Source organism: Microbacterium sp. 77mftsu3.1, assembly GCF_900100525.1.
Taxonomy (GTDB): domain Bacteria; phylum Actinomycetota; class Actinomycetes; order Actinomycetales; family Microbacteriaceae; genus Microbacterium; species Microbacterium aquilitoris.
In genome coordinates, this window is the sequence record NZ_FNCR01000004.1 from 105,499 (window position 1) to 119,352 (window position 13,854).

Sequence of the window (13,854 nt, forward strand, 5' to 3'; positions counted from 1 at the left end):
AGCATCGCAACACCAACCACCTTGCCCCGATCGGCTTCCGCGCGTCCTCGTGCGGATGAGCTCCTGGGCCCGAATACAACACCATCCAAGGACAACCCCCTACATGACTAACGCAACGACCGCCCCGGCCACCAAGCAGGTCGCCATCAACGACATCGGATCTGCTGAGGACTTCCTGGCCGCGGTCGAGAAGACCCTGAAGTTCTTCAACGACGGAGACCTCATCGAAGGCACCGTCGTCAAGATCGACCGCGACGAGGTCCTCCTCGACGTCGGCTACAAGACCGAGGGCGTCATCCCCTCGCGCGAGCTGTCGATCAAGCACGACGTCGACCCCAACGAGGTCGTCAACGTCGGCGACCAGGTCGAGGCCCTCGTCCTCCAGAAGGAGGACAAGGAAGGCCGCCTGATCCTCTCCAAGAAGCGCGCACAGTACGAGCGTGCCTGGGGAGACGTCGAGAAGATCAAGGAGAACGACGGCGTCGTCACCGGTTCGGTCATCGAGGTCGTCAAGGGTGGTCTCATCGTCGACATCGGCCTCCGCGGCTTCCTCCCCGCCTCGCTCATCGAGCTCCGCCGTGTCCGCGACCTCACGCCGTACCTCGGCCAGGAGATCGAGGCCAAGATCCTCGAGCTCGACAAGAACCGCAACAACGTCGTCCTGTCGCGCCGCGCCCTGCTCGAGCAGACGCAGTCCGAGTCGCGCTCGAACTTCCTCAACAACCTCCACAAGGGTCAGGTCCGCAAGGGCACCGTCTCGTCGATCGTCAACTTCGGCGCGTTCGTCGACCTCGGTGGCGTCGACGGTCTCGTCCACGTCTCGGAGCTCTCGTGGAAGCACATCGAGCACGCATCCGAGGTCGTCGAGGTCGGTCAGGAAGTCACCGTCGAGATCCTCGAGGTCGACCTGGACCGCGAGCGCGTCTCGCTGTCGCTGAAGGCGACGCAGGAGGACCCGTGGCAGGTCTTCGCCCGTACCCACGCGATCGGTCAGGTCGCTCCGGGCAAGGTCACCAAGCTCGTCCCGTTCGGTGCGTTCGTCCGCGTCGCCGACGGCATCGAGGGCCTCGTGCACATCTCCGAGCTCTCGGGCAAGCACGTCGAGCTCGCCGAGCAGGTCGTCTCCGTCGGTGAAGAGGTCTTCGTCAAGATCATCGACATCGACCTCGAGCGTCGCCGCATCTCGCTTTCGCTCAAGCAGGCGAACGAATCGGTCGACCCCAACGGCACCGAGTTCGACCCGGCGCTGTACGGCATGGTCACCGAGTACGACGAGAACGGCGAGTACAAGTACCCCGAGGGCTTCGACCCCGAGACCAACCAGTGGAAGGAAGGCTTCGACGAGGCCCGCCTCGCCTGGGAGGCCGAGTACGCCGCTGCTCAGGGTCGCTGGGAAGCCCACAAGGCTGCCGTCGCCAAGGCCCTCGAGGCCGAGGCCGCTGCTCCCGCCGACTCGGGTTCGTCGTCCTTCTCGTCCGAGGTCTCGAACGGTGCAGGCACCCTCGCCGACGACGAGGCGCTGGCTGCTCTCCGCGAGAAGCTGTCCGGTCGCTGATCGACACCCACTGAATCGAGGGGTCGGAGCCATGTGCTCCGGCCCCTCGGTCGTTCCCGGGCGGATGCCGCGCCGCCGGTAGCCCGGTAACGTGCAGGTGTGGCGCAGGAGAACGAGGGATCGACCGCAGATCGATCGTCGTCCGACAGGACGGGCACGCGAATGCGCCGACTCTTCGATGCGCCGTCCCGTCAGCTCCCGCTGACCGAGCTCCGCGATCGAGTCGCGGCGAACAACCAGTTGCTCCTCACGGCGATCGTCGCAGTGATCTTCCTCTCCGGCATCCCCGCCGGATGGCTGCCCGACGCGCCCCAGTTCGCTCCCGGTGCGGTGCTCGTCATCGTCGCGGCCATCGCCAGTCTCGCCGTCCCCTGGTCGCGATTGCACCCTTCGTGGGTCGCGGTCATCCCACTGTGCGACATCGTCGCGATCGGGCTCATGCGGACCTCGGATGTCCCGGGTATCGGTCTCCTGTGGGCCTTTCCCACGATGTGGCTGTCGTCGATGGGGCGGTTGTGGTTCGTCGTCGCATGCGTCGGATCCATCGGGTCGTATTGGGCCGCACTCCTGTTCGTTCCGGACTTCCAGCTCACCTGGGCCGTCATCGTCCTCCCGGCCGTCGTCATCGCGATCGGCGCGTCGACGTACAACGCCACTCGACGCTTCCTTGCTCAGCGCGCGCTGCTCGACCGGCAAGCTGAGCGCCTGGTGGCCGCCCTCCGGCATGCCAGCCGCCAGGAGCAACTGCTGACCGAGGTGCTCGACACCGTCGACTTCGGCGTGCTCCGAATCGGCGCGGACGGCGAGATCACCTTCGTCAACGATGCCCTCGGACGGTTCCAGCGACGCATCCCGGGGTTCGGCAGAACCGATGGCAGCGAGACGATTTTCGCCGCAGACGGCGAGACGCCGCTGTCCTCCGAGGATCGGCCACTGGCCCGCATCGTCCGGGGCGAGACGTTCGATGACGTCGTCGTCTGGTATTCCGTGTCCGACTCGCGTCGCGCGGCCCTCAGTCTCACCGCGCGACGGATGCGGGATGCCGACGGCAACCCTGCGGGCGTCGTCCTCGTCGCGCGCGACGTGACCGACGAGCGGACTGCTCTGAAGGCGCGCGACAGTCTCGTCGCGTCGGTGTCGCACGAGCTGCGCACACCGCTGACCTCGATCATCGGCTACCTCGAACTGGTGCTCGACACCGAGGACCTGCCCGAGAACGTGCACCGGCAGGTCGATGTCGCCTATCGCAACAGCGAGAGGCTTCTCGGCATCGTGTCGGGGATCCTCGCCGCGTCGACCGCCTCGAGGATGTCGGCCGAGGTGACGATATCCCCCGTCCTCCACGACCTCGGCGCGGTCGTGCGGGCGGCGGCATCCGACCTCGCCCCGATCGCCCGCGAGCGAGCCATCCGCATCGATGTGGACGAGGTCGGCGACACCCCGGCGTTCATCGACCCCGCGCGCGTGCGTCAGGTCGTCGACAACCTCATCAGCAACGCGATCAAGTTCAACCGTGACGGCGGCTCGATCACGCTGAACAGTGCGACGGACGGCGATGTCTCCTGGTTCCTCGTGCGCGACACGGGGATCGGGCTCTCGCCGGAGGATCAGGACAGGCTGTTCGAGCGGTTCTTCCGAGCCGAATCCGGGGTCGCCGGGACGGGTCTGGGGCTCGCGATCAGCCGCGAGATCGCGCGCGCGCACGGCGGCGACATCACCGTCACCTCGACGAAGGGAGTCGGGACGACCTTCATGGTCAGGCTCCCCGCGCATGCGACCAGTACGCCCGTTGCCGCTCAGGAGGGGGCCGCATGAAGCTCGACCTCTTCTCGGTGACCGTCATGACGGCCCTGGTCGCGTTCGTGGCGACGGGCATCTTCGTCATCGAGACCCTGCGGCGGCGCGACGCTGGCGCGGGCCGACTGTGGGCGGTCGCGTACCTGTGCGGCACGGCGACCGCCTTCGCGTACATCTCCTGGGCCGCCGGCATCGGGGGCGAGATCGCCATCGCGATCGGGAACTCCGCATTCGTCCTCACTCCGGCGTTCATGTGGCTCGGCAATCGACGTTTCAACGACCGCCCAATCACCTGGCCGTCGGTGGTCGTCGGCGTCCTCGCGGTGACGACGTTCCTGGCGGCCGTCATCCGCGTTCCGGTCGATGGAGCATGGGGCGGGTGGACCGTCATGGCCGCCCACATCGTGCTGTTCTTCCTCGCGGGTGGCTGGGAGGCGCTGCGGAGGCCCATGGGACGCATCGGCAATGCGAAGCTGCTCACAGGTGTCCTCTTCGCCGCAGCCGCGTACTACGCCGCCCGGCTCCTCTGCTTCGTCATCGACGGGCCGGAGGGCGCGTTCTTCCAGACCTGGTTCGGTTCCATCTCGGCGAACATCGCGACGGTCGTCCTGACCATGGTCGCGGTCGTCGTCACCTCGATCCTGCGCGCGACCAAGAGCGCGACGCAGCGTTACGAATGGCTCAGTGAGAACGGCGTGGCCTCCGACGGCATCCTGCTCGGGCGGACCTACCGCGACGCGCTTCGCGACATGGCGGAGCGCGCCGGGTGGCGTCAGGAGCTCGTCAGCGTGATCGTCGTCCACGTCGACGGACTCGATGAAATGGCGGCCGCCTTCGGGTCGGATGCCGCCGACGAGCTCGCCGCCCAATGGCGCCGGTCCGTGCGTCGACACGCGCCGGCCTCGGCGTTCGTGGGCGAGGACGGCGATTCCACACTCGCGGTCTGCGGTGTCGCCAGCACCGCGGCCGATGCGCGTCGTCAGGGCGCGGTGATCTACCGCGGCTGCATCGACGACCTCGCCGGCAACCCGACCGGACTCCTGCCCGTCGTCGGTGTCGGCATCGGACTGACCGAGACCGTCGGCTACGACACGGACGTGCTGATGGAGTCGGCGCGCGGCGCCGCGGTGCGCGCGTCGCGGAGCCTCGAGGCATCCGTCCTCTTCGGCGGACTGGATGAGGCGCGTTCTCACCTGACGTAGGCGGTCCGTGGCATCCTCGAGGGGTGCCACTCATCGCGTTGACCGGCGGAATCGCATCGGGGAAGTCCACCATCGCTCGCCGGCTGGCCGAGCGCGGGGCGGTAGTCGTCGACGCGGATGCGATCGTCCGGGACGTTCAACAGCCCGGCTCTCCGGTCCTTGACGCGATCGCGGCGGAGTTCGGGCCGGACGTGCTGACAGCGGCGGGCGAGCTCGACCGTGCAGGCCTCGCCTCTCGGGTCTTCGGTGATCCGGATGCCGTGGCTCGACTCAACGCGATCGTGCACCCCGCCGTGCGCGAGGAGTCGGCACGGCGCTTCCGCGCTGCGGTCGACGCCGACCCGCGAGCCGTCGTGGTCTACGACGTGCCGCTCCTGCTCGAGGCTCGCGCGGAGGACCCCTGGGAGCTGATCGTCGTCGCCCACGCACCCGTCGCGCTCCGCCGGGAACGGCTGATCTCCCTTCGTGGGATGACAGAGGCGGAGGCGGACGCGAGGCTGGCGGCGCAAGTCGACGACGCGCGGCGTCTGGCGATCGCGGACGTCGTCATCGACACGGCGGGCTCGATCGACGAGACGCTCGCGCAGACCGATGACCTCTGGGCTCGCCTCACGGCCTGACCCGCCCACGCCGACGGCGAACGCCGGAGCCGGTGTCGGGACCCCGGCCTACGCTGGATCCATGCAGACCACGCGATCCGTCCGGCCGTTCGAGGTCATCAGCGAGTACGTCCCGAGCGGCGACCAGCCGCAGGCGATCGCCGACCTCGCCGCGCGCATCAACGCGGGCGAGACCGACGTCGTCCTGCTCGGAGCCACCGGTACCGGAAAGTCCGCCACGACAGCGTGGCTCATCGAGCAGGTGCAGCGGCCGACCCTCGTGATGGCGCACAACAAGACGCTGGCGGCGCAGCTCGCGAACGAGTTCCGCGACCTCCTGCCGAACAACGCCGTCGAGTACTTCGTCAGCTACTACGACTACTACCAGCCCGAGGCCTACGTCCCGCAGACGGACACATTCATCGAGAAGGACTCCTCGATCAACGCCGAGGTCGAGCGCCTGCGCCACTCGACGACGAACTCGCTGCTGAGTCGTCGCGACGTGGTCGTGGTGTCGACCGTCTCGTGCATCTACGGCCTCGGCGCGCCGGAGGAGTACCTCCGCGCGATGGTGGCGCTGCAGGTGGGGGAGCGGTACGACCGCGACGCCCTCATCCGCAAGTTCATCGCGATGCAGTACAACCGCAACGACGTCGACTTCTCGCGAGGCAACTTCCGCGTGCGCGGCGACACCATCGAGATCATCCCCGTGTACGAGGAGTTCGCGGTGCGGATCGAGCTGTTCGGCGACGAGATCGAAGCCCTGTACATGCTGCATCCGCTCACCGGCGACGTCGTGCAGAAGCTCGACAGCGTGCCGATCTTCCCCGCATCCCACTACGTTGCGGGTACCGACACCGTGCAGCGCGCGATCGGGACGATCGAGCACGAACTCGAGGAGCGTCTCAAGGAGTTCGAATCGCAGGGCAAGCTCCTCGAGGCGCAGCGTCTGCGCATGCGCACGACGTTCGACCTCGAGATGCTGCAGCAGCTCGGCTTCTGCTCCGGCATCGAGAACTACTCGCGGCACATCGACGGCCGGATGCCGGGGGAGGCTCCGCACACGCTCCTCGACTTCTTCCCCGACGACTTCTTGCTGGTGATCGACGAGTCCCACGTCACCGTGCCGCAGATCGGCGCCATGTACGAGGGGGATGCCTCCCGCAAGCGCACCCTCGTCGACCACGGCTTCCGGCTGCCGAGCGCGATGGACAACCGTCCGTTGCGCTTCGACGAGTTCAAACAGCGCATCGGGCAGACGGTCTACCTCTCCGCGACTCCGGGGAAGTACGAGATGGGGATCGCCGACGGCGTCGTCGAGCAGATCATCCGGCCGACGGGTCTCATCGACCCGGAGATCATCGTCAAGCCGTCGAAGGGACAGATCGACGACCTGCTCGAGGAGATCCGCATCCGCGTCGGAAAGGACGAGCGCATCCTCGTGACGACGCTCACGAAGAAGATGGCCGAGGAGCTCACCGACTTCCTCGGCGAGCACGGGGTGCGCGTGCGCTATCTCCACTCCGACGTCGACACGCTCCGTCGCGTCGAGCTGTTGACCGAGCTCCGCCAGGGCGTCTACGACGTGCTCGTCGGCATCAACCTCCTGCGTGAAGGTCTCGACCTTCCGGAGGTGTCCCTCGTGGCGATCCTGGATGCCGACAAGGAGGGCTTCCTACGATCCGGCACCTCCCTCATCCAGACGATTGGTCGCGCCGCGCGAAACGTGTCGGGTGAAGTGCACATGTACGCCGACAGGATCACCGATTCGATGGCCGCGGCCATCGATGAGACGGAACGACGCCGCGAGAAGCAGATCGCCTACAACCTCGAGCACGGCATCGATCCGCAGCCGCTGCGCAAGAAGATCGCCGACATCACCGACGCCCTCGCGCGAGAGGCGAGTGACACGCGCGACATGATGGACAGCCGCGGCAAGAGCAAGACGAAGTCGGGCAAGGGCAAGAGTCCGACCCCGCAGCTGCGGCGCGAAGGCATCGCCGCCGAGGGGGCGAACCAGCTCGAGGCGACCATCGAGGACCTCACCCGCCAGATGCTCGCGGCGGCGGACGAGCTCAAGTTCGAACTCGCCGGCCGGCTTCGCGACGAGGTCCAAGACCTCAAGAAGGAGCTGCGGGCGATGGAGCGGGCCGGTCACGCCTGACCGGCCCGCTCCATCGCCGATCAGGGGCAGTGCATGAGGGGGCGCTCGCCGGAGCGGTCGAACGTGTGCTGCGACATCGGCTGCCCGCACAGGGGGCAGGCGCGCTCCGTGCGGACCGGCTCCGGCTCGCTCTCGTACGGACCCACCGACGCGGGACCGGCGTAACGGATGAGGCGGCTGTTCCACCACGAGTAGAACCCGCCGGCGGCCCGAATCCGCTGACGCAGCGGCGGCCGTGATTCCCGTTCCTCGTTCATAATGATTAGTGTACTAACTATTAGGGGAGTGAGGACCATGATGGACGAAGACGTGCTGAAGCTGGAGAGCCAGCTCTGCTTCGCGATCGTGACGGCGGCGCGGAACGTCGTGTCGATCTACCGGCCGGTTCTCGAACCGCTCGGCCTCACCCATCCGCAGTACCTCGTGATGCTCGCACTGTGGGAGAAGGCGCCCCAGTCGCTGGGGGAGTTGGCCTCGACCCTCGCCGTCGAGCCGGCGAGTCTCTCCCCGACGATCAAGCGCCTCGAATCGCAGGGGCGTGTCGCCCGTCGTCGCCGCACGAGCGATGAGCGCGTCCTCGACATCGAGCTGACCGAGGACGGACGTGCGTTGCGCGAACGCGCCCTCGACGTGCCCCGACAGATCATGGAGCGGGTCGGGCTCGGCATCGGCGACGTGGCGCGTCTCCGTGACGGCCTGCAGCCCTTCGCCGGAGGGCGGGCGACGGTAGCGGACTGATCGCCCGGAGCGAAGACCGGAGCCCGTGTCGGTGGCCCAACCTAGGATTGACCGGTGCCCATCGTCCCCGTTCCCCACGCCTCCAAACTCAGTGTCCGCGGCGCTCGCGTCCACAATCTGAAGAACGTCGACCTCGAGATCCCGCGCGACTCGCTCGTCGTGTTCACCGGCCTGTCCGGGTCGGGCAAGTCGAGCCTCGCCTTCGACACCATCTTCGCCGAGGGTCAGCGCCGGTACATCGAGTCGCTCAGCTCCTACGCGCGGCAGTTCCTGGGTCAGGTGGACCGTCCGGACGTCGACTTCATCGAAGGACTCAGCCCTGCCGTCTCGATCGACCAGAAGTCGACCAACCGGAACCCTCGGTCGACGGTGGGCACGATCACCGAGATCAACGACTACATGCGACTGCTGTGGGCGCGGGTCGGCGTGCCCCACTGCCCCGAGTGCGGTGAGCGCATCCAGCGCCAGACGGTCCAGCAGATCGCCGATCAGCTCATGGAGCTGCCCGAGCGGACGAGGTATCAGATCGTCGCTCCCGTCGTCTCGCAGAAGAAGGGCGAATTCGTCGACCTCTTCAAGGAGCTGTCGGCGAAGGGCTACGCCCGCGCGATCGTCGACGGCGAGGCCGTGCAGCTGGCCGAGCCCCCGACGCTGAAGAAGAGCTACAAGCACGACATCGCAGTCGTCGTCGACCGCCTCGTGGCGAGCCCCGACATCCTGACCCGTGTCACCGACTCGGTGGAGACGGCGCTCGGCCTGGCCGGCGGCATCCTGCAGGTCAACTTCGTCGACGAAGAGGGTGACGACGCCTGGCAGAGCTACAGCGAGAAGCTGGCCTGTCCGAACGGCCACCCGCTCCAGCTCACCGAGATCGAGCCGCGCACGTTCTCGTTCAACGCGCCGTTCGGCGCCTGCCCGGCGTGCTCCGGGCTGGGCACGCGTATGTCCGTCGACACCGAGCTGCTCCTCGGCGACGAGGAGCTCTCCATCGCCGAGGGAGTCATCGTCCCGTGGACGACGCAGGGCAAGGGCCTGTTCCAGTACTACGAGCGTCTGCTCGTCGGGCTCGCCGACGACCTCGGCTTCTCCCTCGACACCCCGTGGAAGGACCTGCCCGCCGACATCCAGGACGCGGTCCTCTCGGGCGAGAACTACAAGGTCACGGTCAAGTGGAAGAACCGCTACGGACGTGAGATGCGGTACGCGTCCGGGTTCGAGGGAGTGATCCCCTACATCGAGCGTCAGTTCACTCAGGCCGAGACCGACACGCAGCGACAGCGGTGGTCCGAGTTCCTGCGCGAAGTGCCGTGCCCCGTCTGCAACGGCGACCGTCTCAAGCCCGAGGTCCTCTCGGTCCTCGTCCACGGGCACTCGATCGCGGATGCCTCGCGGCTGAGCCTCGGCGAGGCGCAGGCATTCTTCGCCGACATGGCCCTCACCGATCGCGAGGCGACGATTGCGGCCGCGGTGCTCCGCGAGATCCGCGCCCGTCTCGACTTCCTCATCCAGGTGGGACTGAACTACCTGAGCCTCAGTCGCGCCGCCGGTTCGCTCTCGGGTGGCGAGGCGCAGCGCATCCGTCTGGCGACGCAGATCGGCTCCGGCCTGACGGGGGTGCTCTACGTCCTCGACGAGCCCTCGATCGGGCTCCACCAGCGCGACAACCGTCGACTCATCGAGACGCTCGTGCGACTCAAGAGTCTTGGGAACACGCTCGTCGTCGTCGAGCACGACGAAGAGACCATCCACGCGGCCGACTGGATCGTCGACATCGGCCCGCGCGCGGGTGTCGAAGGCGGCAACGTGGTCCACTCCGGTCCCGTCGACCAGCTCCTGACCGACGAGGAATCGATCACGGGCGCCTACCTCAGCGGACGCCGTGCGATCGCCATGCCGAAGAAGCGTCGGAAGATCGACAAGGGCCGGCAGCTGCGTGTCGTCGGTGCGCGCGCGAACAACCTCCAGAACGTCACGGTGGACTTCCCGCTGGGCGTCCTGACCGCCGTGACGGGGGTGAGCGGGTCGGGCAAGTCGTCTCTCGTGAACGGCATCCTCTACGAAGTCCTCGCGACCAAGCTCAACGGGGCACGTCGCGTCGCCGGCAAGCACACCCGCGTGACCGGCCTCGAGCACCTCGACAAGGTCGTCCACGTCGATCAGGCACCCATCGGACGGACGCCCCGCTCGAACCCGGCCACGTACACCGGCGTCTTCGACCGGATCAGGTCGCTGTTCGCCGAGACGACCGAGGCGAAGACGCGCGGCTACCAGCCCGGGCGCTTCAGCTTCAACGTCAAGGGTGGACGCTGCGAGGCGTGCTCGGGCGACGGCACGATCAAGATCGAGATGAACTTCCTGCCCGACGTCTACGTCGACTGCGAGGTGTGCCACGGCCAGCGCTACAACCGCGACACCCTGACGGTCCACTACAAGGGCAAGAACATCGCCGAGGTCCTCAACATGCCGATCTCCGAGGCGGCCGAGTTCTTCGAACCGATCCAGGCGATCCACCGGTACCTCAAGACGCTCGTCGACGTCGGCCTGGGCTACGTCCGGCTCGGGCAGTCCGCGACGACGCTCTCGGGCGGCGAGGCTCAGCGTGTCAAGCTCGCCACCGAACTCCAGCGTCGGTCGAACGGCAGGACGATCTACGTGCTCGACGAGCCGACCACGGGTCTCCACTTCGAGGACGTCCAGCGCCTGCTCGAGGTCCTGAACAGCCTCGTCGACAAGGGCAACTCGGTCCTCGTCATCGAGCACAACCTCGACGTCATCAAGTCGTCGGACTGGGTCATCGACCTCGGCCCCGAGGGCGGGTCCGGCGGCGGTACGATCGTCGCGACCGGCACGCCGGAGCAGGTCGCGGCGGTTCCCGAGAGCCACACGGGTCAGTTCCTCGCCGAGCTCTTGGACGTGGCGCCCGCGCGCAAGGCGGGCTGAGGTGGCGTCCGTCCTGCCGTACAAGCCGAAGCCGGGGGAGATCCCCACCGACCCCGGCGTCTATCGGTTCCTCGACGCGGATGGCCGGATCCTGTACGTCGGCAAGGCGAAGAACCTGCGGGCGCGGCTGTCGAACTACTTCGCCCCGCTGCACACGCTGCACGAGCGCACGCGGCGCATGGTCACGACGGCCGCGAAGGTCGAGTGGACGGTCGTGGCGACCGACATCGATTCGCTGCAACTCGAGTACACGTGGATCCAGGAGTACTCGCCGCCGTTCAACGTCCGGTACAAGGACGACAAGTCCTACCCGTACATGGCGGTGACTCTCGGCGACGAGGCGCCGCGGGTGATCGTGACACGGAACCGCCGCATCCGTGGTGCGAAGTACTTCGGCCCGTACCCCAAGGTGTGGGCGGTCCACGACACGATCGATCAGCTGATCAAGGTGTTCCCGATCCGCACGTGCAGTGACTCGTCGTACAAGAAGGCGATGGCGACGGGGCGGCCGTGCTTCCCCGGCCAGATCGGCCGATGCGGCGGCCCGTGCTCGATGAAGGTCACCATCGAGGAGCATCGCGCGATCGTCGACGACTTCATCGCCTTCATGTCGGGCAGCGACAAGCGCTACACGAAGCGGATGGAAGCGCGTATGCGCGAAGCGGCGGCCGCGATGGACTACGAGACCGCGGCCTCCTACCGCGACAAGCTGCAGGCCCTCGACGCCGTCCTGAACCGCAGCGCGCTCGTCCTCAGCGAGGACACGGATGCCGATCTCTTCGGTGTCGCCGAGGACGAGCTGTCCGCGGCGGTGCAGCACTTCATCGTCCGCGGCGGGCGGGTGCGCGGCGTGCGCGCGACGACGATCGACAAGGAGCTCGACATCTCCGGCCCGGAGCTGGTCGACCAGATCCTCCAGCGCGCGTACGGAGCCGCCGGGGCCGAGGACATTCCGCGTCAGGTGCTCGTCCCGACTCTGCCCGACGACACCGCGGAGCTCGAGGAGTGGCTGCAGTCCCGGCGCGGCAAGAAGGTCGCCGTCCAGATCGCGCAGCGCGGTCAGAAGGCGGACCTCATGCGCACGGCGACCCTCAACGCGCAGCAGGCGCTCATGCTCCACAAGACCCGCAGGACGAGCGATTACACGTCCCGCACCAAGGCGCTCACCGATCTGCAGGAGGCGCTGGGGATGTCCGAGGCGCCGCTGCGGATCGAGTGCTTCGACGTCTCGCACCTCGGGGGGACGGGTGTGGTCGCCTCGATGGTGGTGTTCGAGGACGGCCTGCCCCGCAAGGATCAGTACCGTTCCTTCTCGGTCAGCGAGACCACCGACGACACCGACTCGATGTACCAGGTGCTCATGCGGCGTCTGGCCCACATCGACCGCGATGAGGCGGAGCAGGAGGCTATCGATCCGATGGCTGACGGTGAGGTGGACACCACGCGCAAGCGGCCCCGCTTCGCCTACCGTCCTCAGCTGCTCCTCGTCGACGGCGGCCAGCCGCAGGTGGCGGCCGCCGCTCGGGCCCTGCGCGACGCAGGTCACGAAGAGATCGCGCTCTGCGGGATCGCGAAGCGCCTCGAGGAGGTCTGGTTGCCGGACGACGACTTCCCGGTCATCCTCCCGCGGTCCTCCGAGGCCCTGTACCTGCTGCAACGCCTGCGCGACGAGGCTCACCGCTTCGCGATCACGCATCAGCGCAAGAAGCGCGGACGCGACATCACCACGGTCCTGGCCGAGGTCCCGGGCCTCGGGGAGGCGCGCATCAAGGCGCTGCTCCGGCACTTCGGATCGGTCAGCAAGTTGAAGCAAGCGACCCCGGAGGAGATCCAGGAGCTTCCCGGTATCGGTCCGCGTCTGGCCTCCAGCATCCACTCGCATCTGGCGGTTGGGTCGGTCACTGCCGGATCCGGTGGTTAGGCTGGGATCACACGCGTGGAAGGCGGGACGGGCATGAACGGCCAGACGGCGGGCGAGGTCCTGATCGTCACCGGCATGTCCGGGGCAGGACGCACCACAGCGGCGAACGCCCTCGAGGACCTCGACTGGTACGTCGTGGACAACCTCCCGCCGCAGATGCTGTCCCACCTGCTCGATCTCACCGCTCTCGCGGCGGATGCCCTGCCCAAGGTCGCAGCGGTCGTGGACGTTCGCGGTCGCCAGCTGTTCGGCGAGCTGCCGTCGGTGACCCGATCGCTCCGCGACGGACGCCAGCTGCGCGTTCTGTTCCTGGATGCCTCCGACGACGTCCTCGTCCGCCGGTTCGAGGCGGTGCGACGGCCGCACCCGCTCCAGGGCGAGGGGACGATCCTCGACGGCATCCGGCGGGAGCGCGAACGCGTCGCCGCCATCCGCGAAGCGGCGGATGTCATCGTCGACACGAGCGGGCTGAACATCCACCAGCTGGCGAATCGGATCGTCGATCTCTTCAGTGCCGACGGGGATGCCCGTCACACGGTCACGGTCATGAGCTTCGGCTTCAAGTACGGGCTCCCGCCCGACGTCGACCTCGTGGCGGACATGCGCTTCCTGCCCAACCCGTACTGGGAGCCATCGCTGCGGGCCCTGACGGGGGAGGACGAGGACGTGCGGGACTTCGTCCTCGGCCAGGACGGTGCGAGAGAGTTCATCGACGCCTATGCCGCCGCCCTCCACCCGGTCCTGCAGGGCTATCAGCGGGAGAACAAGCGCCACTCCGTCATCGCCATCGGATGCACCGGAGGCAAGCACCGCTCGGTCGTCACGTCGATCGAGCTCGCCGAACGATTGGCCGTGGAGCAGGGTGTCGCGGTGAGGGTCACGCACCGTGACCTGGGTCGCGAGTGAGCAGTGCGCGAGTAAGCTGATCCTTTGTCCCC

General features: G+C 67.6%; 10 protein-coding genes. 9 read left to right on the plus strand and 1 reads right to left on the minus strand.

The features are described from left to right. Nucleotides 1-103: 103 nt before the first annotated feature. From rpsA to uvrB, 5 genes are all read left to right on the plus strand, one after another. Nucleotides 104-1,555 carry a 30S ribosomal protein S1 gene (gene rpsA / locus BLR68_RS11310; protein WP_018186491.1) on the plus strand — a complete coding sequence of 484 codons (1,452 nt, stop codon included), beginning with the start codon at nt 104-106 and terminating at the stop codon, nt 1,553-1,555. 162 nt (nt 1,556-1,717) lie between these two features. Further along, a complete protein-coding gene (locus BLR68_RS11315; RefSeq protein ID WP_143015756.1) occupies nt 1,718-3,370 on the plus strand; it encodes a sensor histidine kinase in 1,653 nt (550 codons plus the stop codon). After that, nucleotides 3,367-4,554: a hypothetical protein gene (locus BLR68_RS11320; RefSeq protein WP_018186493.1), complete on the plus strand. Its 1,188-nt coding sequence runs from the start codon at nt 3,367-3,369 to the stop codon at nt 4,552-4,554. The genes BLR68_RS11315 and BLR68_RS11320 overlap by 4 nt, the downstream gene beginning before the upstream one ends. A 23-nt stretch (nt 4,555-4,577) precedes the next feature. Then, a complete protein-coding gene (gene coaE, locus BLR68_RS11325) occupies nt 4,578-5,174 on the plus strand; it encodes a dephospho-CoA kinase (RefSeq protein WP_018186494.1) in 597 nt (198 codons plus the stop codon). A gap of 61 nt (nt 5,175-5,235) precedes the next feature. Next, nucleotides 5,236-7,317, plus strand: coding sequence for an excinuclease ABC subunit UvrB (uvrB, locus tag BLR68_RS11330; RefSeq protein WP_018186495.1), 2,082 nt, complete (start codon nt 5,236-5,238; stop codon nt 7,315-7,317). Nucleotides 7,318-7,337: 20 nt separating this feature from the next. On the opposite strand, the gene BLR68_RS11335 is transcribed toward uvrB, so the two are convergent. Then, nucleotides 7,338-7,574 carry a hypothetical protein gene (locus BLR68_RS11335; RefSeq protein ID WP_018186496.1) on the minus strand — a complete coding sequence of 79 codons (237 nt, stop codon included), beginning with the start codon at nt 7,572-7,574 and terminating at the stop codon, nt 7,338-7,340. A gap of 40 nt (nt 7,575-7,614) precedes the next feature. Here BLR68_RS11335 and BLR68_RS11340 point away from each other — a divergent pair, with 40 nt between their 5' ends. The 4 genes from BLR68_RS11340 to rapZ are packed head-to-tail and all read left to right on the plus strand — an operon-like array spanning nt 7,615 to nt 13,822. Continuing rightward, nucleotides 7,615-8,055, plus strand: coding sequence for a MarR family winged helix-turn-helix transcriptional regulator (locus tag BLR68_RS11340; RefSeq protein WP_018186497.1), 441 nt, complete (start codon nt 7,615-7,617; stop codon nt 8,053-8,055). Between the two features lie 54 nt (nt 8,056-8,109). Beyond that, nucleotides 8,110-10,995, plus strand: coding sequence for an excinuclease ABC subunit UvrA (gene uvrA / locus BLR68_RS11345; protein WP_018186498.1), 2,886 nt, complete (start codon nt 8,110-8,112; stop codon nt 10,993-10,995). Nucleotide 10,996: 1 nt separating this feature from the next. Continuing rightward, on the plus strand, nt 10,997-12,916 hold the full coding sequence (gene uvrC, locus BLR68_RS11350; RefSeq protein WP_018186499.1) for an excinuclease ABC subunit UvrC: 1,920 nt from the start codon (nt 10,997-10,999) through the stop codon (nt 12,914-12,916). Nucleotides 12,917-12,949: 33 nt separating this feature from the next. Then, nucleotides 12,950-13,822, plus strand: a complete 873-nt coding sequence (gene rapZ, locus BLR68_RS11355) for an RNase adapter RapZ (protein ID WP_018186500.1) — start codon at nt 12,950-12,952, stop codon at nt 13,820-13,822. Nucleotides 13,823-13,854: the final 32 nt, after the last annotated feature.

What these genes read in the sequence shown, in the direction of transcription:
- rapZ (WP_018186500.1), top strand. Translation starts at nt 12,950, where the DNA reads ATGAACGGCCAGACGGCGGGCGAGGTCCTGATCGTCACCGGCATGTCC.
- BLR68_RS11340 (WP_018186497.1), top strand. Translation starts at nt 7,615, where the DNA reads ATGGACGAAGACGTGCTGAAGCTGGAGAGCCAGCTCTGCTTCGCGATC.
- uvrB (WP_018186495.1), top strand. Translation starts at nt 5,236, where the DNA reads ATGCAGACCACGCGATCCGTCCGGCCGTTCGAGGTCATCAGCGAGTAC.
- BLR68_RS11320 (WP_018186493.1), top strand. Translation starts at nt 3,367, where the DNA reads ATGAAGCTCGACCTCTTCTCGGTGACCGTCATGACGGCCCTGGTCGCG.
- BLR68_RS11315 (WP_143015756.1), top strand. Translation starts at nt 1,718, where the DNA reads ATGCGCCGACTCTTCGATGCGCCGTCCCGTCAGCTCCCGCTGACCGAG.
- BLR68_RS11335 (WP_018186496.1), bottom strand. Translation starts at nt 7,574, where the DNA reads ATGAACGAGGAACGGGAATCACGGCCGCCGCTGCGTCAGCGGATTCGG.
- rpsA (WP_018186491.1), top strand. Translation starts at nt 104, where the DNA reads ATGACTAACGCAACGACCGCCCCGGCCACCAAGCAGGTCGCCATCAAC.